Source organism: Halpernia frigidisoli, assembly GCF_900113805.1.
Classification (GTDB): domain Bacteria; phylum Bacteroidota; class Bacteroidia; order Flavobacteriales; family Weeksellaceae; genus Halpernia; species Halpernia frigidisoli.
Genome location: NZ_FOQT01000004.1, coordinates 237,528 through 259,347, shown reverse-complemented (window position 1 = coordinate 259,347; position 21,820 = coordinate 237,528). Strand labels below are relative to the sequence as shown.

Below are 21,820 nucleotides of genomic sequence, written 5' to 3'. Positions count from 1 at the left end.
TTGCTTTCTCAGAAAAAAGAGATTTAATGAAGATCTGTATTATTAGTTTTGATTTTTGGAATTACGATGAGCACATTGCCGCTACACTACGTAAAAAAGGGATAGAAGCGCATCACATCAACATTGGCGCTTACAAACACAAGAATTTTTCTGCAAAAATTACCAATACTTTTTCTAAAGTTTTTCTTCAAAAAAACATTAAAAATGAAAGAAGACAGCAGTTTATTTTAGAAGAATTAAAAAAGTTAGGACATCAGGATCAAATTTTAATTATAAATCCGGAATTGATTGAAGAAAAATTTCATCTTGAAATAAAAAAATTCACCTCGCGATACATTGCCTATTTATATGACAGCCTCGCTCGTTGTCCTGCAGAAAGCATTCTTCACTTATTTCATACGATCTATTCTTTTGATTCTGAAGACGTGAGAAAATACGGTTTTACAAAAATCAATAATTATAATTATTTAGAAAAATTAAAATCCGAGAAAAAACCTGAGTTTGACCTTGTTTATCTGGCCTCTTACGATGAACGTTTAAAGGCACTGTACAAAATTACAGCGAAGTTAGAAAAGTTGGGATTAACATACCAATATGTGATTGTTGGAAAAAAAACCTGGAAGAAAAATCTTCTAAAAATGGTAAGTTTCACGGGTGAAAGTATTTCAAAAAAATACCAGACACGTCGCGTACAGCAAAAAAACATTCCCACATTTTACCAAAAAGGCAATGTTTTGCTCGATTTGGTACGTGAAAATCAAAGTGGTTTAAGCTTTCGTATTTTCGAAGCTATGGCTTTGGGGAAAAAAATAATCACCGATAATGAAGCGCTGAAAAACTATGATTTCTACAAACCTGAAAACATTTTAATTTTAAATAAAGATCTATCTAATTTGAATTCCATGTTTTTTGAAACTTTATACGAACCTTTATCTGACGACATTTATAAAAAATATTCTTTAGATAATTGGGTAGAAACTGTTTTTAAATTAAAATAAATGACGACTTCAGTTGCACTTTGCACCTACAACGGTGAAAAATTTTTAGAACAGCAAATCGATTCAATTTTAACACAAACCGTTGCTGTGGATGAAATTATTGTTTGCGATGATGGTTCCACCGATAAAACTTCAGTAATTTTAAATAAATACCAGGCAAAATTTCCAAATTTATTTAAAATTTATATTAACGAAAAAAATCTGCGAAGCGTAAAGAATTTTGAGAAAGCAATTTCGCTTTGTACTAAGGAAATTATTTTTTTATGTGATCAGGATGATATTTGGGTTGAAAATAAAGTAGAAATAATAACAGAATATTTTAACAAACATTCTGAAATAAATGCTTTAGCGACCAATGGTTTTGGTATTGATGATAATAATAACTTGCTGGACGTCTATTCATTATGGGACATTCCTCATTTTTTTAAAGAAAAAAAGATTGAGATCAACTACTATAAAATTATCGCGTTTGCCGGAAATATTGCAACCGGCGCAAGTATGGCTTTCAGAAGTAAAATTTTAAATGAAATTATGCCATTTCCAGTCATTAAAGGTTTTCATCATGATGCGTGGATTGCCATGAAAAGTTCCATGGAAAATACTTTTCAATTTTTGCCGGACAAACTTTTTAAATACAGAATTCATGACAACCAACAGGTGGGCGATGTTTTTTTGGATAAAAATGAGAAAAACAAAAATCTTTTGATCCAGTTATTCGATTTTTCTGTGAGTGACAAAAAGTTCGCGTCCTATAAATATATTCTAAAACGAATATCAAAATCTTTTAAAAAAAATAAAATACTTTTACAAGAGAAAAATTACGAGCTAATTTCAAAGAAAATTGATAAAGATTTGAAGGAATTATTTTATTTTCACAAACAGGAAATGAAAAAACTGTATCCCATTAGATTTTTTCTACTAAATATATCGGACAATCTTTTAAACAAAAGAAAATTATAAAAAATATGTCACTTGTCAGCAAATTTATTACACGAAAATATTTGTACCGTTTTTTCAAACATCCACATTTAAAAACACTTTACAAAGGTGGTATTTTAAAATTTAAGGATGTTGTTAATATTTACGACAATCTGATTACTGATAACACTTCTGCTAAAATTTTGGGATCAACTTTTTATGGCTTGGAAAAGGTTAATTATTATACAATTGATGAAGTTTTTACAACTGATTTTTATAAATTTCAGACTGAAACTAAAAAACCTGTTATCATAGATTGTGGCGCCAATATCGGCTTGAGCGTTCTCTATTTTAAACATACTCATCCAGATGCAGTAATTCATGCATTTGAACCTGACACAAAAAATTATAATTATTTAGTCCAAAATGTAAAATCTTACGGCTGGGAAAAATCTGTTTTCTGCCATAAAAAATTGGTTTCAGATGCAAATGGATATGAATATTTCGAAGAATTGGGAAATGCCGGAAGTAAAATTGTTAATGAAAATTTACAAAATGAATTTACCTCAAAAATTGAAAAAATTAGTTTAAAAGAATTTTTGAAAAATTTAAATGAGAAAATAGATTTTTTAAAATTAGATATTGAAGGTTCGGAATTCGAAGTTGTTCCTGATTTAAAAGAAATTTTCCCACTTATCGATAAAATGTATATCGAATTTCACTGCGCGGAAAATGATTTTGACAAAATGTATGAGTTTATAAAATTACACATCGGTGGCCAGTTTCACTTTCAGATTTCAACTAATTTTACAGAAGATCAAAATATTTATACTGCTATGAAAAATCAAAAATCAAAAACATATTATAATTGTTTTGCGGTGAATAAAAATTTTTAATAAGTTTTGCCCTATCTAAATTATTTCTTTAAACTAAATTATTTAAAACGGAAAAAAGGGCTTTAATTTCTTAAATTTGCAGCTTAATTATTTCTAATGAATAAAGTGAGAGTGCGTTTTGCGCCAAGTCCGACCGGACCATTACATTTAGGCGGCGTAAGAACTGCTTTGTATGATTATCTTTTCGCCAAAAGTTCTGGTGGCAATTTTATCCTAAGAATTGAAGATACTGACACAGCAAGGTTTGTGGAAGGTGCAGAAGAATATATTCTGGAAGCGTTGGATTGGTGCGGCATTATTCCGGATGAAAGCCCTAAACATGGCGGAAAATTTGGTCCATACAGACAATCTGAAAGACGTGATATTTATGACAAACATTTAGCAGAACTACTTAAAACAGATTATGCATATTTAGCTTTTGATACGCCGGAAGAATTAGACGAAATCCGCAAAGAATTTGAGGAAAAAGGCGATGTTTTTTCCTACAATTATATAAGCAGAAACCGCTTAAAAAACAGTCTTTCCTTATCCGACGAAGAAGTTAAAAAACTTTTGGACAATGAAACACCTTACGTTGTCCGTTTTAAAATGCCCGTTGACCGCACTTTAATTTTGGAAGATATTATACGCGGAACATCGAATGTGAACACCAATTCTTTAGATGATAAAGTTTTAATAAAACAGGACGGAATGCCCACTTACCATTTTGCAAACGTTGTGGACGACCATGAAATGGAGATTTCCCACGTGATTCGAGGTGAAGAATGGTTGCCTTCTTTAGGTTTACATTTTTTACTTTACGAAGCATTTGGTTGGAAAAAACCGCAATTCGCACATTTATCTTTAATTTTAAAACCGGAAGGAAAAGGTAAATTAAGCAAAAGAGACGGCGATAAATTTGGTTTTCCAGTTTTTCCATTAAATTTTAAAGACCAGGAAACAGGAAATATTTCCAAAGGTTACAGAGAAGAAGGTTATTTGCCGGAAGCATTTATCAATATGGTTGCACTTCTTGGTTGGTCGCCTGCAGATGATAAAGAAATAATTTCTTTGGAAGAAATGGTTAAGGAATTTGATTTAAATAAAGTTCACAAAGCTGGCGCAAGATTTAGCAAAGAAAAAGCGGAATGGTTTAATCACCAATATTTGCAACAAAAAAGTGATGATGAAATTTTAGATAATTTAAAAAAACTGTCAGAAATTTCAGAAAGCTCCATTTCAGATGATAAATTATTAAAAATCATTGGTTTAATGAAGGAACGCGCGACTTTCATTAAAGATATCTACAGCGAAGGAATTTTCTTTTTTAATGCGCCGAAAACCTTTGACGAAAAAGCCTCAAAAAAATCCTGGAATGAAAATACAGCCGATATTTTAAATAAATTATTAAATAAAATTTCAGCAACTTCATTTAAAGCAGAAGATATTTCGACTGCAATTCATGATTTTGCAACGGCAGAATCCTTAGGTTTTGGTAAAATAATGATGCCGTTGCGCTTGGCTTTAGTTGGCGAATTAAAAGGTCCGGATGTACCTGATCTTTTGGAGATTTTAGGGAAGACAGAAACTGAAAAAAGAATAAATTTTGCGATTGAAACATTAAAATAATTCAAATGCAAAAAATTTATATAAATTTGAAAGATAATTCTAAAAGATAAAATGGAATATTTAGACTTTGAGCAGCCTGTAAAAGAATTAATGGATCAATACCAAAAATGTTCGCTCGTGGGCGACGAAAGCGGTGTTGACATGAAATTAGCCTGCAGCCAGATAGAAGATAAAATTGAAGAGACCAAAAAAAACATCTACGGAAATCTTACGCCTTGGCAAAGAGTGCAGCTTTCACGGCATCCGGACAGACCTTATACCTTAGATGTTATAAAAGGAATTGTCGATGAAAATAGTTTTCTGGAACTTCACGGTGATAGAAATTTTGCCGATGATCCCGCAATGATCGGTGGTTTAGCAAAAATTGACGGACAAAGCGTAATGTTGATCGGAACTCAAAAAGGAAGAACTACGAAGGAAAGACAGTACCGCAGATTTGGGATGAGTAATCCTGAAGGTTACAGAAAAGCATTGCGCCTGATGAAACTTGCGGAAAAATTTAAAATTCCAGTAATTACTTTGGTAGATACACCGGGCGCTTACCCAGGTTTGGAAGCTGAGGAACGCGGACAGGGAGAAGCAATCGCGAGAAATATTATTGAAATGACCACTTTAAAAACGCCAATTATTACGATAATTATTGGTGAAGGTGCTAGTGGCGGCGCCTTGGGAATTGGTGTTGGAAATAAAGTTTACATGCTTGAAAACACATGGTATTCAGTGATCGCTCCGGAAAGTTGCTCTTCTATTCTTTGGAGAAACTGGGAGCATAAAGAAGATGCCGCAAATGCTTTAAAATTAACACCGAACGACATGCTTCGCGAGAAATTTATTGATGGTATTATAGAAGAACCGCTTGGTGGCGCACATTACGATCAGCCAACTACTTTCGCGAATGTTAAAAAATCTATTTTAGCAAACATAAAAGCATTTAAGAAATTTACTGACAAAGAACTTGTGACTCAAAGACAAGACAAATTTATTGCAATGGGTCAGTTTAAAGGATAATCATTTTTTATTATAAAAAATCCGCTAAAAATAAATTTAGCGGATTTTTTTTTGCCTTTAATTTTATTATTACTTATGATAATTTAATGAGATAACGATGTCTTTATTGACGGTTTTCACGGAGGAATACTGTGCATCACAAACTGATGTTGTCAATTTGTAAGTGCCTTTATCAACCATAATAAAATTTTTATTATTAGCAGGAATCGTCAGATTATAAAACTTTTTACCGCTAATTTTCACTATAAGATTACATTTAGATTTATTTTCAATCTGAATGTACGCTTCTTTTTCATTCGGATCGTTACTAAATAGATGCGTTAGAAGCGCTGCGGTTTGCTTATTCTTGTCATTGGTCCCGTCCTTGAGATCTTTTTTTATATCTTTTTCTAACTTTTTTGTTGTTAAAGGCTTAATGGTTGGCTTTGCAACGGCGGAATTACCACCACTTATTATAGAATAGAGTTTTCTTTTAAACTCCGGCGTTTTGGGATTATCCGGATTATATTTAATAAAATTGGCGATCACCTGTGGATCGTTACTTTTTTCCACCTGTGCCTCAGTATATTTTGATTGAGAACACATCAGTGTAGAAATAAGCAGGCAAAATAGATATAGATATTTTTTCATTTTTAAAGATATTATTTTTTATTCACAATACATTAAACGTTAAAAGCCTATTTTTAGTTTACGTTAAATTTATTATCTTTGCAGCGCTGAAAATACAGCAATAATTTACAATAAATTTAAATAAAAAAGTTCGATATGTATACACCCGCAGCAGCAGACGTAGCAAAATTAAGAAGCACCACAGGCGCAGGAATGATGGATTGCAAAAAAGCCTTAGTAGAATCTGAAGGCGATTTCGAAAAAGCAATCGAAATTTTAAGAAAAAAAGGTCAAAAAGTGGCTGCAAACAGAGCTGACAGAGAATCTTCTGAAGGTGCAGTGATTGCGAGAGTAAATGAGGACAATACAATGGGTGCTATTATCGCATTAAACTGTGAAACTGATTTCGTTGCAAAAAACGCTGATTTTGTTCTTTTGGCAAATGAATTGGCTGAGCAAGCGGTTTTTTATTCAAATAAAGAAGAATTTTTAGCTTCAGATTTCCACGGACAAACTGTTGCTGAAAAATTAATCGAGCAAACTGGTGTGATCGGAGAGAAAATAGAAATTGGTGCTTTTGAAAGAATTGAAGGTCCATTTTTAGGAGCTTACATCCACGCAGGAAATAAAATTGCTGCAATATCTGCACTTTCCGGTAAAGCTGATGGTGGTGACGAAGCTGCAAAATCTGTTTCTATGCAGGTTGCTGCAATGAACCCAATTGCTTTGGATGAAACAAAAGTGTCCCAAACTACTATTGACACTGAGTTGGAAATTGAAAGAGATATTTTAACAAAAGAAGGAAAACCTGCTAATATTATCGATAATATCCTAAAAGGAAAAATGCAGAAATTTTACAAAGACAATACTTTAGTTCACCAGTCTTTCATTAAAGATAGTGGAATGAGCGTTGCAGACTATGTAAAATCTGTAAACAGCGACTTAAAAGTCGTTGGCTTCATTAGAGTAAGCTTAACTTAATTTTTTCCCTTTGGTCGATTAATTGATCAAAATTTAAATACAATCTCTGCTAAATTTTAGCAGAGATTTTTTTTGTTTAAATATTAAAGCTATGTCTAAAAAAACTAAAATTTACTTTCAAATGATTGTTATTTGGCAAGAAAATCTTTAAAAAGCATTCTTTTATATCGTTAATAAAACCCAGGATATAAATATACCGTAAATGAATATTTAATTATAAATTTGTGGCAGACACAATCTCATGAAAAAATTTCTCGCATTTCTCTTTTTTACATTTTTTATTGTGAAGAGCTTTGCCCAATTAGATACAGAGCACTGGTTTGCACCGATGATGGACCGTGTGAAGAATGGAAATTATCAACAATCACTCTATTTTTCTACGAATTCTACCACGGCTTTTCCTGTAACAATCTACAACAACAATATCGCGATTGGAACCGTAACCATAAGCAAAGGAAACCCAAAAAGTTTTTCTTTCGACCGGAAATATATTATAACGATCAACCAATCTGACTTGTTTACGCCAAACACATTGGGACTTTACTGTAAAGGAGACAAGCCTTTTTTTGCTAATTTTAGGTTTTCTGAATTGAACCACGCGGAAATTTTAACCTCGAAAGGAAAAGCGGGAATTGGTACAAAATTTTATGCTGCGATGGCGCCAATATCTTATAACGCCGGAAATTCTATTTTAAATTTTATGACCGGTGTAATGGCGACGGAAGATAATACTTCAGTAACAGTTTCGGGATACAAAAATAATTTACAATTTTCTTCTCCTCAGGGCGCAACAATTACTTTTAATTTAAACAAAGGACAATCTTATATCATTGACGGCAGAGGTACGACTTCTTTAAATAATGATGGATTTATCGGTGCAAAAATAGTTTCTGATAAACCGGTCTCAGTTACAAATGGAAATTTTAACGGACAATATTCAGGAAACGTTGGAAACAGTGATATTTTGATGGATCAATCTGTTCCAGTAGAACGATTGGGGCAGGAGTTCGCTCTTGTAAAAGGAAATGGGACTATCGGCATTGGTCTTAATATGGAAGGTGGAATCGTAATTGCCACAGAAGATAATACTGAAATTTATCTAAATAACGGAACCACGCCAGTTGCAACTTTAAATGAAGGACAATACTATAAAATTACCGAAGGCAGTTACAAACAGCAACCGAATGACATTTATAACATGTACGTAAAGGCTACAAAAAATGTTTATCTCTACCAATTATTAGCAGGTGCGGATTCTAATGCCACCGGTGGTTTTAACTACATTCCACCTTTAAGCTGCTATCTTCCAAAAATAATCGACGAAATTGGTCTAATAAATGAAAATTTGACTTACTCTGGTTCTTTTCCAGGAGGACAATTATATATTACTACTAAACTTAACATCATAACTGAAGCCGGCGCTACGGTAAATGTTAATGGTGCTGTTCCAAACGCTGCTTTCGGTCCGTATCCATTATCAGGAAATAATGTTTGGGTAACCTACTCTATTCCGGATGTTAAAGGAAATATTACTGTAACTTCTACAAAAGCCGTGACTGCAGGTATTGCCGCTGGTGATGGCGCCATTGGTTACGGTGGCTATTTTGCTGGATTTTCTTCGATACCAGCAGTTGTACGGCAATCCGGAACGTGCATTCCTGGAATCGTTTTACAGGTGAATGCTGGTTTTGATACCTATCAGTGGTACAATGAAAACAGCCCAATTCCGATCGCGGGAGCAACCTCTAATACTTTTTCACCCACCACTCCGGGCAATTATTATGTAAAAGTCAGCAGCGGATCTTGTCCTGAAGTAACTACCACTTCAATAAGAATATTAAACTGTCCAACTCAAACAACAATTACAAAAGGCATTTGTAGCAGTATTGATTTTACCCCTAAACTGGGCTCTTCAACTCAAAATGTTGTTTTAAGCACCGTAAATATCTCAACAGCACCTACAAAGGGTACGGCTGTTATTAACCCGACCACGGGTGTTATAACTTATACTCCAAACGCAGGTGCTGTAGGCGCAGACAGCTTTGTTTATAAATTTTGCGGTGATGGTGCATTTGAAGATTGTGAAGTGGTAACTGTAAATATTACTATCGGTCAGTTAACGATAAAAAATGCTACCCTAACAACTTGTAAAGTAGGATCAGGGGGAATTTTTGATCTTTCCAACGCCGACGTAACTGCTAGTACACCTGTTACAAAAAATTATTACAAAACATTAGCTGCTGCTCAAACTCTGGATGCGACTCAGGAAATATTAAATTTTACGGCTTATAATTCAGCAGGCGGTGATGTTTATATTGTTGTAAAAACACCGGAAGGATGTAGTCAGATCGCAACCATAACTTTGGGATTTTTCCCGGAAATTGTTTTAGATGCCAATCTGTATAATGCTATTAATTGTGATGATGATCTGGACGGCATCATTAATATTGATTTTTCTAAAATAACACCTGTAATTTTGCAAAATTCAACTTATTTTCAAGTGAGATATTATCTAACACAGGCAGAAGCAAACGCAGGAACAACGCCGGGATTATCTAATATCTGGTCCTATAGCACTGATACAAATGTTTATGTGAGAGTAGATTCTCCTGATGGCTGTCCTTTTAAAACTGCACAAATCAACTTTAAGATTGGCGCAAAAGTAAATATTATGACACCAGTTACGCAACCTGTTTGTTCAGAAAACAGCAGTAAAAATATTATACTTTCAGATTATGCCAATTTTTTTACAGCCGATACGAGCGTTGGTATTAAATTTTTCTCAAGTTTAGCCGCCGCAAATGCAAATATTCCCGGGACCGATATTCCTCCCAACTATACTATATCTGCAGATGTTACCATTTACCTAAGATTTGCAGCAGTGGGATTTTGTGACAATGTTGGGTTTTTAAATTTAACATTTTTACAACCGTCAAGATCAACGGTTTTACCTTCAACTGTAACTATTTGTGAAGGATCTACGACAACTCTGGACGCTGGACCGGGCTTTTCATCTTATTTGTGGAGCAGAGCAGGTGAAACAACTTCATCTATTCAAAATGCCGGCGTTAGAATTTACACGGTGACTTTAACCTCAACAAATGGCTGTTCTTTAGTTCAGACCGTTGAAGTAAAAGAAGCGCCGAAAGCAATTTTAAATACCTCAGATTATACAGCGGAAAATTGTGATACAAATTTTGACGGAAATATTTATGTGAAATTTTCAGATATCACACCGGTTATTTTGCCGATCAGTACAGGATTTACCGTTAAATATTTTGCTGATCAAATTTCAGCAAATACTACAGGCGCCACTCCTTTAGCCGATAATTTTTCTTATCAAACGAACACAACAGTTTATGTTCGGGTAGAATCCCAGTATTGTCCGCCAATCGTGCAACCATTACTTTTAAAGGTGGGAACTTTATTGCCTTTAACGAAAACTAAAACTTCTGTTTCAGAATGTGATGATGATCTGGATAATATTAAAAGCGTTGATTTGTCTAAATATTTAAGCCAATTTACAACAGATCCCACTATTACAGTTAGTTATTATGGTAATTTAAATAACGCCCAAAATTCCCAAAATGCAATTGCAAATCCAGTATCGGTTAATAAAACCGGAACATATTACTTAAGATTGTCAGAAAACGGATTTTGTCCCGTCATTGCAACCTTAACAGTAAATATCGATGTTGCCAGGGTTTCTGCTGTCTTGCAGGATAAGACTGTTTGTCCGGGAACCACAACAACGCTTGATGCTGGCGCTGGCTTTACGTCTTACACCTGGAGCAGAGCTGGTGAAAAAACATCATCGATCGACAATGTAGCGGCAGGTGATTATTATGTAGATCTCGAAACTGGAAACGGTTGTATTTACCGTCAAAAAGTTTCCGTAAAAGAAGTTGATTTGCCTAAAATTACTGCAATTGATATCAAAGGATCAACTGTCACAATTACTGTTGCAGGCGGAAATGCACCGTATTACTATTCATTAAATGGTTCAGCACCACAAACATCCAATGTATTTTATGATGTAAAAAGCGGAAAAAATACAATATCTGTAACTTCTGCCGATCAGTGTGCGCCGGTTACGAAAGAATTTGCATTGATCATCATAACAAATGTAATCACGCCGAACGGTGACAGCGTTAATGATACTTTTAATTATTCTGATCTTAAAACAAAAGACAACCCAAAATTTCAAATCTACGACAGATATGGAAAAATGGTATTTAATGGTTCTGCAAATAATAATTACACCTGGGACGGCACTTTAAGCAACAGAAAATTAGAAACCTCATCTTACTGGTATATTTTGGAATGGCAGGAATTCGGTACATCAACAACAAGGACGTTTTCCGGATGGGTTTTATTGAAAAACTCGGATTTTTAACAACATTTAATTAAAACAGGAAATTAATGCTTTAACTTTAATATAAGTTTAACGCCAGTAAAGAGAATTCTACCGCAGGAATACGCAAATTCTCTTTACTTTTGCTGTTAATATGAAGAAACTGTATTTCCTTTTTTTACTTTCAATTATTTCGCAGGTTAACGCGCAGGTTTTTGGCGGAGAGATCTTTCTAAAAGACAATTCCAATCTTTACTTGAATCAGGTTTACGTTACAAACCTTAGTACACAAAAAACGGTATTAGCAGATTTTAACGGAAACTTTAAACTGGATGCTAAAACTGGTGAGACAATCAGATTTACCTCAATTGTTACAGATAGAAAAGACGTGCAGATCACGGAAAATATGATGCAGTCTTTCCGTAACTTAATTGAATTAAAGGTATCCTATACCGATATTGAGGAAGTTATTATTCCAAATTTTAAAGTTTCAGGAAATCTCCGGAAAGATGTTTTAGCGTTGCGAACAGACATGAAAAAAGAGCAACTACAAAAAGCGATAGGTTTGCCAAAACCAAAAGGTGATGGATTGCCGACGCAATTGCCGGTAGCAGGATTTTCAGGTGGCGGACTTACTTTTGGTTTAGATAGTATTTTTGATATTATTTCCGGCGAGCGAAAAAAGAAAGAACGCGCTCAGGAATATGAATCTATGACGAAAGATGTGGCAAATATTCAGAAATATTTTGGTGATGAGTATTTTATAAGGCTGAAAATTCCAAAAAACCTGATACCAAATTTTCTGCAGTTTGTTTACAGCTCCGATAATCTTAAGCCCTATTTGCTTTCCAATAATTACGAAGCAACACAGATCTATTTTGAAAAATATTTACCGATTTATCTCGCAAGATTAAAAAATTCCAATCTTCAGAACATCATTTCTCAACCAGTTTCCAAATAAACAAAACCATGTATTCGGATTTTAAATTTCGGACTTTTACGTACTTTTGTTGGTAATTTTCTAAGCTAAATTTTTAGAATTTTGCATAAGTCATGAAGTTGAAACTCAACCACTATTTCTTAAAATTTTCACCGCGTTCGCACTGGAAAGAAATATTAGCTGTGTTCGTAATTCTGCTTGCTTTTGTATTTTTCCGTAGTGAAAGACATGAGATGCGCCAGATCATTCCGCAATTAAAACAAGCAGACTCTTTTTGGATCATTATCGGCGTTTTGACCACTTTCCTATACATATTTCTGCAGGCCTTAATGTATTTTGAAAGTTTTAAAGCTGTTGGTTTAAAAATTAAAATTTCTGAGGCGATCACTTTATATTTAAAACGAAATTTTCTCAGCGTTTTCCTGCCTGCTGGCGGCGTCACTTCTTTAGCATATCTTCCAACAGAGCTAAAAAGAAAAAATTATGACACCGGAAAAATTCATCAAACCGGCGTTATCTACGGGTTTGTCGGCCTTTTCACCTTATTTTTAGTAGGAATTCCGGTTTTGGCCTACAGCGCATTTACTCATAAAAACATTGGAAATTCCTGGATCGCGATCGTTATTCTTGGGGCTGTTTTATTACTTTTCTTTGTATTATTTAAAGATATTAAGAATGAAGGATCTGTTTATAAATTTTTAGATAAGAAATTTCCAACAGTCATTTCCTATTTGGATTCCATTTTTTCTGCAGAACTACAAAAAAAATATTTTTACAGAGTTGTATTTTATTCCGTTATTATGGAATTTGTAGGTATTTTTCATGTATTTATTGCAATGGCTGCACTTGGCGCATCACCGTCTTTCAGCGCTGCGGCAATTGGCTACACAGTTTCTGTTTTGTTGATGATCATTTCACCTTTTTTAAGAGGTTTGGGCGCCGTAGAAGTTACAATGCTTTATATTTTTAATTCGTTTGGTTTTAATAACAGCACGAGTTTAGGGATTACACTACTCTACCGAATATTTGAATTTTGGCTGCCCTTATTTTTTGGAATTTTCGCTTTTCTTTACAATGGCAGAAAACTTTTTGCAAGAATATTTCCCGCTATTGTCATTTTTTTTCTTGGGATAATTAATTTGATATCAGTCATTACGCCACCATTGGCAGATCGAATCACTATAATTAAAAATTATCTGCCTTTTGAAACACGCCATATTTCCAAACTGGCTGTTCTGGTATTAGGAATTGGTTTGTTGATCATTTCAGCACAACTGCTAAAAGGCTTGAAAAGCGCCTGGTTTTTAGCTCTTATTTTTTCTCTTTTTTCAATCATTGGTAATGTTTTTAAAGCGTTTGATTATGAAGAAGCCTCATTCGCCTTAATAACGATATTACTTCTTATTTTTACCAGAAAACAATACTTAATTAAGACTAATTTTAAATATTTGCGTCTCGGATTAGGCACAATTATTTTAGTCCTTTCAACAATATTAGTCTTCGATTTTTTCAGTTTTTATCTTATCGATGTTACTCATTTTGGCATTGATTTTACCTGGAGTCAGTCCATTTATTATACCTTCCAAAGTTTTCTGCTTTTTTACACAGATTTGCCAAAACCAGCAACAGCTTTTGGTCGGGATTTTATTAGTATCACAAAGTTTCTTGGTTTTATTTCCTGGATACTATTAATTTTCGCACTTCTAATTCCTTTTAAATTTAATTTTAAAAATGAAGAAAACGAAAAAAATTCTGCTAGGGAATTATTGGAAAAATACGGAAATTCTGCTTTGGATTTCTTTAAGATTAGCAAGGATAAAAGTATTTATTTTTCAGAAAGCCGTGAAGGTTTTGTTTCGTTTAAAATCGCTAATAATTTTGCTGTCGTTTTAGAGCAGCCAGTTTGTGACGAAGAAGATCAGTTTTTTATTATTAAAGAGTTTGAAGAATTTTGCAGGAATAAAGGCTTAAAACCGATTTACTACCGCGCTCCGGAAAATAATTTATTTTTATTTAAAACTTTAAAAAAGCAAAAATTACTGATCGGTCAGGAAGCTTTGGTGGATGTTCAGAATTTCACTTTGCAGGGAAAAGACCGAAAATCTTTAAGAAACGGAATTAACAGTATTCAGAAGAAAGGATACAATTCTGAGGTTTTTTTGCCGCCTCATTCTTTAGAATTAATGTCAGAATTAAAAAGTATCTCTGATGAATGGCTCACGGAATTTGATAAAAAAGAAAGCGTTTTTTCACAGGGAAGTTTTGAAGAAAACGAATTAGAAACCCAACCGATCATTGCCATAAAAGACGAAAATGGAAATCTTCAGGCTTTTTTAAATATTATCCCGGATTTTGCGCCCGAAGAAAGTACTTACGATCTAATAAGAAAGCGAAAAGACGCGCCAGGCGGTTGTTTGGATGTTTTAATTGTAAGACTGATTGAATATTCTAAAGAGAAAAATTTAAAATATTTAAATATGGGTCTTACGCCAATGAGCGGAATTGACGAACCCGACAATCCTGTGGAACAGATCATGAAATACGCTTATCACCGCGTTGGAAGTCTAAAACACTTTCAGACTTTGAGATTTTTTAAAGAAAAATATGCAACGGTCTGGGAAAACAAATATCTAGTTTATAATAATGATTTTGAGTTGCTTCAAATCCCAACGGCCTTAAATAAAGTAATGAAGGAATGATGAAAGTACCTTTGAAGTTAAATATTTTACTGTTGTTTTCTCTTGCATTTTTTTTCGCCTGCAAAAATTCTTCTGAACAGGATTTTCCCGTGCGCGAGCTGGACGCAAAAAATGACAGTCCTTTAATATTTTATATCAGTGGTGATGCCGGTTTTAATACGTTTTCAAAAAGTCTAAGTGATGAAATATTCGCAAGAAATTATGACATCACCGCTTTAAATTCTAAAGCTTATTTCTGGAAACTAAAAACGCCTGAACAAACTGCAAAAAGAATTGCTGATTATTTAAATCAAAAATTAAAAGGCAGAAAAAATCAGAAAATTGTTATTCTGGGTTACAGTTTTGGTGCGGATGTTACATCATTTATTGTCAACAGATTACCGCAAAATTTACAAAATAAAATAGAATCTGTCATATTATTAGATCCTTCCAAAACTGCAGATTTCGAAGTCAGCTTACAGGGAATGCTTTTCGATGGCGCACGAGGTGATTACGAAGTTTTACCGGAAATAAATAAGATGAAAGTGCCCAAAACTTTTGCGGTTTTAAGTAATATCGGGATCAGATTTCCCTACAAATTAATAAAATTAGATCACTTTTCGATGATACATTTACCTGGAAATCATCGGTATAATAATGAATATTCAAAACTGGCTGATCTCATTTCACAAAATATTAGCTTAAAATAATTTTAAGACTAATTTTTTTCTCTGATAAGTTTGGATTCTGATTTATTAGAATTATTTTTGCCACGCACAAAAAATTATGGGAAAAAATAAACAGAAACGTTTCGACGAAAATAAAATATTGCCGAATGTTTTTCAACCAACAAGAGCGGAAGCTTTGGCAGACTATCCTTTAAAAGGAAAATGGAACGCTGAGGTTTTTAAAAATGACAATCCGATTGTTTTGGAATTGGGTTGCGGAAAAGGCGAATATTCTGTTGGTTTGGCGAAAGCTTTCCCGGAAAAAAATTTTATTGGAATTGATATTAAAGGCGCACGTTTTTGGTTTGGTGCAAAAGAGGCACACGAAACGGGAATGGAAAATGTGGTTTTTATCAGAACTCAAATTGAACTTGTTGACCATTTCTTCGCAGAAAATGAAATTGACGAAATCTGGATCACGTTTCCGGATCCACAAATAAAATACCGACGAACGAAACACAGAATGACGCATCCGGAATTTTTAGCACGCTATAAAAAATTCCTTAAAAAAGACGGTATAATTCATTTAAAAACCGATTCTGAATTTCTTCATGGCTATACTTTAGGTTTACTTCAAGGTGCAGGACATGAAATAATTACCGCACACCACGATATTTACGGCGCACCGGAATTTGATGCAAACACGCCACTTTTAAGAGAAATCCAGACTTATTATGAAGATCTTTTTTCAAGTAAAGGAAAAACAATAACGTATATTAAATTCCGTTTAAACTAAATGAAAAACAGCAATAAGTTATTTTTTATTTTAATTTTTACCATCGGATTCTCCGGTTACTCCAAAAAAAAACATCCCCCGATAAAAAGAAATACAGCTATATTATTACGACCAATAATATGGATGAAATTCAGGAATTTTTAGATACGGCAAATCATGAAGATCCAAGATTTCAGCTTTGTAAAAAAAGATTGGTAGAATTAAAAAATAGAAGTTGGATGACGCGCAAAAATCCAGCAGATTTTATGACAGCAAGACCAATCGTAGAAGTAACAAAGATCTTTTTGGATGAAGCAGAGTTTAAAGCTTTACAACAGGAAAGTTTAGCAAAACACACGACCAAAACTGTCAATTTGCTTAATGCCCTTTTCAATCCCGATCTGAAAAGTGACGAAAGAATTGTAATGATCCAAAATCAATCAGACTGCAATTTAATTTTAAATTACACCGGAAATTCAGCTGGAAAATTAGCCATTTCATCGCACGGCGAAGATTTTATCATCATTAAAAAAGGAGATTATAACCTTTCAGCAAACGTTTGTGACGCGCCTTATAATAGTGCCAAATCTTTTACTGAAAATCAAATTATCAGTCTGGGTTATTCAGCTTTTGCTGAAAATAAATTTGAGAACAGGAAGTAGAATTTTACACAGACAAAATTTAAATGAAAATTAAAGTTTTAATATTTTTTCTTATTAGTAACATTATTTATTCCCAAGTTTCTTTTGAAAATAGTCCATACGAAAAAACCTATACTACTGAACAGAATACGATCGCTCAAAACTGGGAAGATTATGTAAATTCATTTAGAGAAAATTCGGACGGAAATTGCATATATTGGAAAACATCAGATTTAAATAAAACCGGTTGTAATCTTTTACAAACGCAAGGCTTCTATAATCCTTCTTTATTTAAATTACCTTTTAAAAATCAGATTTTAAGTATTTTAAAAAATGAAGATGAATGTTTCGAATTATCCTCCATTTTTTACATGATAAATGAAAAATCTGAATTAAATCCTTTTGCAATAGTTAAAGTTTATGTAGAAAAAATTGGCGACAATTATTACTTTAAAGACAATTTGAATAGAAATACTAAAAATTGGGAAAGTAAAAAAGTTGGTCTGATTAATTACTATTTTCCTAAAACATACAATTTTAGGTCTAAAAATGCAGAAGAAGCATCAAAATTTTTAAATAACTTAAATAAAACCTTTGATTTAGATAAAACAAATTCAATAAATTATTTCATTGCAGAAAAGTGTGCGGAGGTTTTTAAAATCTCAGGATTTGATTTTGCACCAAATATAAATACTGAAAAATGCGCATTTTATGACATCAAAAATGACATTGTTTACACCTCAAAATTCTATGGTGAATTTCATAAACACGAATTAATTCATCTAATAAACAAAAAATATCCTCAGGCTCACTATCTTTTAAACACTGGATTAAGTATTTATAATGGAGGCGAAAACGTCCATAAAGATTATAATTTTAAAACCTTACTTCAGAAGTTTAATAATTATTATATTCAAAATTCCAACGTCACACTTGATCTTTTTAACTTAAATAATTTTGAAAAAGATATTCAAATTGACTATTTAATAGGTGCTATTATCGATGATGCTATCTTGGAAAAAGGTGGCTTAACACTTTTAAAAGAAACGCTTACGAATGTAAAAACTGATGAAGATTTATATAGTTTTATTAAAAATAATTTACTAAATAAAAATGAAAGCGTTTCAGATTGGCTTAAAAGAAGAGCAAAATTGATGACATTAAAAGATTTTAAATTTAAAATAGATCTTTAAAACTACTTTTCCAAAAAAAAATCCGGCTCAAATAAATTTGAGCCGGATTTTATATTTAAGAAAAAATCTTATTTTTCGTCAAAATCTGCATCAGTTTCTGCTGATACTTTTTCGCCTTCTTCTTTAGATTTTTCTTTGTCTGCTTTTCTTTGAGATTGTCCTTCTTTTACTGCTTCTGCAACTTTAGTAAGTAACAAATCTACAGATTTTGAAGCATCATCATTCCCTGGAATAACGTAATCCACTTTTCTTGGGTCAGAATTCGTATCAACGATAGCAAATACAGGAATACCTAAACTTTTCGCTTCAGTAACTGCAATGTGCTCACGCATAATATCTACCACAAAAAGTGCAGAAGGAAGACGAACCATGTCAGAAATAGAACCTAAATTCTTTTCTAAATTAGCTCTTTGTCTGTCAACTTGCAATCTTTCTTTTTTAGATAAAGTTTCGAAAGTACCATCTTTCTTCATTTTATCAATATGGTTCATTTTCTTAACAGCTTTACGGATCGTAACGAAATTCGTTAACATTCCTCCAGGCCATCTTTCAGTAATATAAGGCATATTAAGTTCTGCAGCGTGTTTTGCTACAATTTCTTTCGCTTGTTTCTTTGTTGCTACGAAAAGAACTTTTTTGCCAGCAGAAGTTAATTTTTCTAAAGCTGTACAAGCTTCTTCTAATTTTACCGCTGTCTTATGTAAATCTACGATGTGAATACCGTTTTTCTCCATAAAAATGTATGGAGCCATGTTTGGATTCCATTTTCTAGTCATGTGACCGAAATGAACGCCTGCCTCTAAAAGGTCTTTTACATTTGCTTTTGCCATGTTTTTGTTTTTTAGTTTACATTCCGCTGTTACGCAATCAACAATTCTTTAGATGGGAGAAAAGTTTGGGTGCTAAACTAAACGGGCAATTTTTTGATTAGATAAATAGAGCCAAGAACCGAGAACCAAGAAATAAAAACTTCGTAAAGTCTTGCATCTTGAATCTTGCATCTTGAATCTTTTTGATTAACGTTTTGAGAATTGGAATTTCTTTCTCGCTTTTTTCTGTCCTGGTTTTTTTCTTTCAACCATTCTAGCATCTCTTGTTAATAAACCTTCTGGCTTCAACAACAAACGGAATTCTGCGTTAATTTCGCAAAGAGCGCGGGAGATTCCTAATCTGATCGCTTCACATTGACCTGTGTTTCCACCACCAAAAACATTCACAGTTACGTCATATTGACCAACAGTTTCAGTTAATAAAAATGGCTGATTTACTTTGTAAACCATCACATCCGTGGAGAAATAATCAGTAACATCTTTGCGGTTTACCGTGATAACACCAGAACCTGGCTTAAGGTAAACTCTAGCTACAGAAGTTTTTCTTCTTCCTATTTTATGAGTTATAGACATATTAATTATTTGAATTCGTTAATATTGATTTCCTTTGGCTGCTGAGCTTCGTGCTTGTGATCAGTACCTTCATATAAATAAAGATTTCTGAATAACTGACTGCCCAATCTGTTTTTAGGAAGCATACCTTTTACGGATTTTTCCAAAACTTTTAAGCTGTCTTTAGCTTTTAACTCTTCAGCAGTCATCGACTTTTGACCACCTGGATAACCAGTATGCCAAATGTAGGTTTTGTCTGCCCATTTGTTTCCTGAAAGAGTAATCTTTCCAGCGTTCAAAACGATCACATTATCTCCGCAATCTGCGTGAGGCGTGAAATTCGTTTTGTGCTTACCTCTCAAAATCTTTGCAACCTTGGAAGCTAACCTTCCTAAAGGTTGATTTTCAGCGTCTACCACAACCCATTCTTTATTTGCAGTAGCTTTATTAGCCGAAACGGTTTTGTAACTTAATGTATTCACAATTTATCGTTTACGATTAAACATAATTTTCCCCAATACGGGTGTGCAAAGGTAGGAATATTTTTTGGGACAAAAAAGTATAATTGAGAAATCTGAAAATTAATACCAAAGTCTTAAGCAAAAACAAATAAACTAGTTGAAAAGATTTTGTGTTTCAGCGACTTATAAAATCTTAGAAGCAACAAATTTACCGCTTTTTTCCAAATATGGTCCGGCTTTCCGCTATATCTTTTTCGTCATTGCGATTAAAGAGGAGAAATCGGTTGAAAGGTTTATCTCATCGCAATAACAAAAAAGGATGCCGCTGCAATCCGGGCTAGGTTCAAGATTATTTTTTCGTCCGAAGATCTAGAGCAACACTTCCAAAATATAAAATAAGTGTTCTCCTCAAAATTCATAAAAGGGGAAAAGTTCGTTTGTCATTCTGACGAAGGAAGAATCTCTAAATTTGAAAATTGAGATTCTTCATTTCACTTTATTCAATTCAGAATGACAAATAAAAAAACCATTAAATTTTTATTTAATTAAAAAATTGCTGAAAACATTATCAATATTTCTTTATTTTTGAAAAAAAACTAATGAGCCACGGAAAATTACGCCTTGACAATAACTGTCTCAATTGCGGGCGCATTGTAGAAGAAAAATTCTGCCCAAATTGCGGCCAGGAAAATATCGAACCGAAACAAAAATTCCACTATCTCTTCACTCATTTCATAGAAGATTTCACACATTACGACGGCCAGTTCTGGAAAACCATAAAATACCTGCTTTTCAAACCCGGCAAATTAACAAACGAATATTTAGCCGGAAAAAGACAGCAATACGTTGTCCCTGTGAAACTCTATATTTTTATGAGTTTTATTACTTTTTTTCTTTTTTCATTGTCATCACCAATCTCTTCACCATCAGTTTTAGATAACAAAGCAGCAAAAAAAGAGGCTCAAAAAGAGATCATGGATGCAATAAGAACTAATGATGTTCTTGGAAATGTAAATGCTGGAAGTAATCATTTAACAAAGAAAGATTCATTGGCTCTGATAAAAGCAAGAAAAATTATTGGAGATTCTGCGAAAGTTAACAATCTTTTGGAAGCTGCAGATATAAGTAAAAAATTGAGCGAAGAATCTAATATTTACGGCGCAAAAACAAAAGTTGAATTCGATAAATATCAAAAATCACATCCTTCATGGACCAATTTCCTGAAAAGACCATTTGCTGATAAATTTTTTGAATTAAAAGAATTGGGAATTCCCCAAAAAGAAATTCTTGTCAGGTTTCTTGAAACCGCATTTCACAATTTGCCAAAAGCACTTTTCATTTATTTACCCCTTTTCGCCTTTTTTCTCTGGATTTTTCATAATAAAAAGAAATGGTGGTATTTTGACCACGGGATTTTTACACTTCACTATTTTTCTTACCTTCTACTAATTATCACCCTATTTTGGGTGATTGATAAAATCTTCAGACCATTTTCAGGTGTTGGTTTTTTTCAGTTTATCAGAAGATTATCAATATTTTTGATTACCATTTACACATTGATTTATTTCTTTTTGGCGCATCACCGTGTTTATAATTCCGGCAGAAAATTTAGTGTTTTGATCGGGATCGTTTTATTTATCCTCAACTTTTTTGCATTTAGCTTCGTTCTGGTCTGCTTAATAGGATTAAGTTTTTTAATGGTAAAATAGT

Annotated in this window: 18 protein-coding genes; 14 read left to right on the top strand and 4 right to left on the bottom strand. The window is 33.3% G+C overall.

What is annotated here, in order from left to right:
* The first annotated feature begins 26 nt into the window (after positions 1-26).
* The 5 genes from BM238_RS11500 (at position 27) to BM238_RS11480 (ending at position 5,428) form a co-directional block, all read left to right on the top strand.
* A complete protein-coding gene (locus BM238_RS11500) occupies positions 27-998 on the top strand; it encodes a WaaS/CpsH family glycosyltransferase (protein ID WP_090081067.1) in 972 nt (323 codons plus the stop codon).
* The gene (locus BM238_RS11495; RefSeq protein WP_090081064.1) at positions 999-1,958 is read left to right on the top strand and encodes a glycosyltransferase family 2 protein; all 960 of its coding nucleotides are present in this window, start codon (positions 999-1,001) and stop codon (positions 1,956-1,958) included.
* A 5-nt stretch (positions 1,959-1,963) separates the two neighbouring features.
* The gene (locus BM238_RS11490; RefSeq protein ID WP_090081062.1) at positions 1,964-2,812 is read left to right on the top strand and encodes an FkbM family methyltransferase; all 849 of its coding nucleotides are present in this window, start codon (positions 1,964-1,966) and stop codon (positions 2,810-2,812) included.
* 96 nt (positions 2,813-2,908) lie between these two features.
* Complete coding sequence (gltX, locus tag BM238_RS11485; RefSeq protein ID WP_090081059.1) at positions 2,909-4,420, top strand: glutamate--tRNA ligase; 1,512 nt, start codon at positions 2,909-2,911, stop codon at positions 4,418-4,420.
* Positions 4,421-4,471: 51 nt separating this feature from the next.
* Positions 4,472-5,428, top strand: a complete 957-nt coding sequence (locus tag BM238_RS11480; RefSeq protein ID WP_090081056.1) for an acetyl-CoA carboxylase carboxyltransferase subunit alpha — start codon at positions 4,472-4,474, stop codon at positions 5,426-5,428.
* A gap of 69 nt (positions 5,429-5,497) precedes the next feature.
* On the opposite strand, the gene BM238_RS11475 is transcribed toward BM238_RS11480, so the two are convergent.
* On the bottom strand, positions 5,498-6,058 hold the full coding sequence (locus BM238_RS11475) for a DUF6759 domain-containing protein (protein WP_090081054.1): 561 nt from the start codon (positions 6,056-6,058) through the stop codon (positions 5,498-5,500).
* A gap of 135 nt (positions 6,059-6,193) precedes the next feature.
* Between BM238_RS11475 and tsf the strand changes: the two genes are divergently transcribed.
* The 8 genes from tsf to BM238_RS11435 all read left to right on the top strand — a co-directional run bounded on the left by tsf (position 6,194) and on the right by BM238_RS11435 (position 18,267).
* Positions 6,194-7,018, top strand: a complete 825-nt coding sequence (gene tsf / locus BM238_RS11470) for a translation elongation factor Ts (protein ID WP_090081051.1) — start codon at positions 6,194-6,196, stop codon at positions 7,016-7,018.
* Positions 7,019-7,259: 241 nt separating this feature from the next.
* Positions 7,260-11,414, top strand: a complete 4,155-nt coding sequence (locus tag BM238_RS11465; protein ID WP_090081049.1) for a T9SS type B sorting domain-containing protein — start codon at positions 7,260-7,262, stop codon at positions 11,412-11,414.
* 112 nt (positions 11,415-11,526) lie between these two features.
* Positions 11,527-12,333, top strand: a complete 807-nt coding sequence (locus tag BM238_RS11460; RefSeq protein WP_090081045.1) for a hypothetical protein — start codon at positions 11,527-11,529, stop codon at positions 12,331-12,333.
* A 92-nt stretch (positions 12,334-12,425) separates the two neighbouring features.
* Complete coding sequence (locus tag BM238_RS11455; RefSeq protein WP_090081042.1) at positions 12,426-15,011, top strand: flippase-like domain-containing protein; 2,586 nt, start codon at positions 12,426-12,428, stop codon at positions 15,009-15,011.
* On the top strand, positions 15,008-15,700 hold the full coding sequence (locus tag BM238_RS11450; RefSeq protein WP_090081039.1) for an AcvB/VirJ family lysyl-phosphatidylglycerol hydrolase: 693 nt from the start codon (positions 15,008-15,010) through the stop codon (positions 15,698-15,700). The genes BM238_RS11455 and BM238_RS11450 overlap by 4 nt, the downstream gene beginning before the upstream one ends.
* 76 nt (positions 15,701-15,776) lie before the next feature.
* Positions 15,777-16,454: a tRNA (guanosine(46)-N7)-methyltransferase TrmB gene (gene trmB / locus BM238_RS11445; protein WP_090081037.1), complete on the top strand. Its 678-nt coding sequence runs from the start codon at positions 15,777-15,779 to the stop codon at positions 16,452-16,454.
* Between the two features lie 119 nt (positions 16,455-16,573).
* The gene (locus BM238_RS11440; RefSeq protein WP_090081033.1) at positions 16,574-17,095 is read left to right on the top strand and encodes a DUF6759 domain-containing protein; all 522 of its coding nucleotides are present in this window, start codon (positions 16,574-16,576) and stop codon (positions 17,093-17,095) included.
* A gap of 23 nt (positions 17,096-17,118) precedes the next feature.
* Positions 17,119-18,267 (top strand): hypothetical protein, encoded by a 1,149-nt coding sequence (locus BM238_RS11435; RefSeq protein ID WP_090081030.1) that lies wholly within the window; start codon positions 17,119-17,121, stop codon positions 18,265-18,267.
* A 68-nt stretch (positions 18,268-18,335) separates the two neighbouring features.
* On the opposite strand, the gene rpsB is transcribed toward BM238_RS11435, so the two are convergent.
* The 3 genes from rpsB to rplM all read right to left on the bottom strand — a co-directional run bounded on the left by rpsB (position 18,336) and on the right by rplM (position 20,131).
* Positions 18,336-19,097, bottom strand: a complete 762-nt coding sequence (gene rpsB / locus BM238_RS11430) for a 30S ribosomal protein S2 (RefSeq protein WP_090081028.1) — start codon at positions 19,095-19,097, stop codon at positions 18,336-18,338.
* A gap of 186 nt (positions 19,098-19,283) precedes the next feature.
* Positions 19,284-19,670 carry a 30S ribosomal protein S9 gene (gene rpsI, locus BM238_RS11425; protein WP_090081025.1) on the bottom strand — a complete coding sequence of 129 codons (387 nt, stop codon included), beginning with the start codon at positions 19,668-19,670 and terminating at the stop codon, positions 19,284-19,286.
* 5 nt (positions 19,671-19,675) lie between these two features.
* Complete coding sequence (gene rplM, locus BM238_RS11420; RefSeq protein ID WP_090081022.1) at positions 19,676-20,131, bottom strand: 50S ribosomal protein L13; 456 nt, start codon at positions 20,129-20,131, stop codon at positions 19,676-19,678.
* 578 nt (positions 20,132-20,709) lie between these two features.
* Here rplM and BM238_RS11415 point away from each other — a divergent pair.
* Complete coding sequence (locus BM238_RS11415; protein ID WP_090081020.1) at positions 20,710-21,819, top strand: DUF3667 domain-containing protein; 1,110 nt, start codon at positions 20,710-20,712, stop codon at positions 21,817-21,819.
* Position 21,820: the final 1 nt, after the last annotated feature.

What these genes read in the sequence shown, in the direction of transcription:
- BM238_RS11500 (WP_090081067.1), top strand. Translation starts at nt 27, where the DNA reads ATGAAGATCTGTATTATTAGTTTTGATTTTTGGAATTACGATGAGCAC.
- BM238_RS11495 (WP_090081064.1), top strand. Translation starts at nt 999, where the DNA reads ATGACGACTTCAGTTGCACTTTGCACCTACAACGGTGAAAAATTTTTA.
- BM238_RS11490 (WP_090081062.1), top strand. Translation starts at nt 1,964, where the DNA reads ATGTCACTTGTCAGCAAATTTATTACACGAAAATATTTGTACCGTTTT.
- gltX (WP_090081059.1), top strand. Translation starts at nt 2,909, where the DNA reads ATGAATAAAGTGAGAGTGCGTTTTGCGCCAAGTCCGACCGGACCATTA.
- BM238_RS11480 (WP_090081056.1), top strand. Translation starts at nt 4,472, where the DNA reads ATGGAATATTTAGACTTTGAGCAGCCTGTAAAAGAATTAATGGATCAA.
- BM238_RS11475 (WP_090081054.1), bottom strand. Translation starts at nt 6,058, where the DNA reads ATGAAAAAATATCTATATCTATTTTGCCTGCTTATTTCTACACTGATG.
- tsf (WP_090081051.1), top strand. Translation starts at nt 6,194, where the DNA reads ATGTATACACCCGCAGCAGCAGACGTAGCAAAATTAAGAAGCACCACA.
- BM238_RS11465 (WP_090081049.1), top strand. Translation starts at nt 7,260, where the DNA reads ATGAAAAAATTTCTCGCATTTCTCTTTTTTACATTTTTTATTGTGAAG.
- BM238_RS11460 (WP_090081045.1), top strand. Translation starts at nt 11,527, where the DNA reads ATGAAGAAACTGTATTTCCTTTTTTTACTTTCAATTATTTCGCAGGTT.
- BM238_RS11455 (WP_090081042.1), top strand. Translation starts at nt 12,426, where the DNA reads ATGAAGTTGAAACTCAACCACTATTTCTTAAAATTTTCACCGCGTTCG.
- BM238_RS11450 (WP_090081039.1), top strand. Translation starts at nt 15,008, where the DNA reads ATGATGAAAGTACCTTTGAAGTTAAATATTTTACTGTTGTTTTCTCTT.
- trmB (WP_090081037.1), top strand. Translation starts at nt 15,777, where the DNA reads ATGGGAAAAAATAAACAGAAACGTTTCGACGAAAATAAAATATTGCCG.
- BM238_RS11440 (WP_090081033.1), top strand. Translation starts at nt 16,574, where the DNA reads ATGGATGAAATTCAGGAATTTTTAGATACGGCAAATCATGAAGATCCA.
- BM238_RS11435 (WP_090081030.1), top strand. Translation starts at nt 17,119, where the DNA reads ATGAAAATTAAAGTTTTAATATTTTTTCTTATTAGTAACATTATTTAT.
- rpsB (WP_090081028.1), bottom strand. Translation starts at nt 19,097, where the DNA reads ATGGCAAAAGCAAATGTAAAAGACCTTTTAGAGGCAGGCGTTCATTTC.
- rpsI (WP_090081025.1), bottom strand. Translation starts at nt 19,670, where the DNA reads ATGTCTATAACTCATAAAATAGGAAGAAGAAAAACTTCTGTAGCTAGA.
- BM238_RS11415 (WP_090081020.1), top strand. Translation starts at nt 20,710, where the DNA reads ATGAGCCACGGAAAATTACGCCTTGACAATAACTGTCTCAATTGCGGG.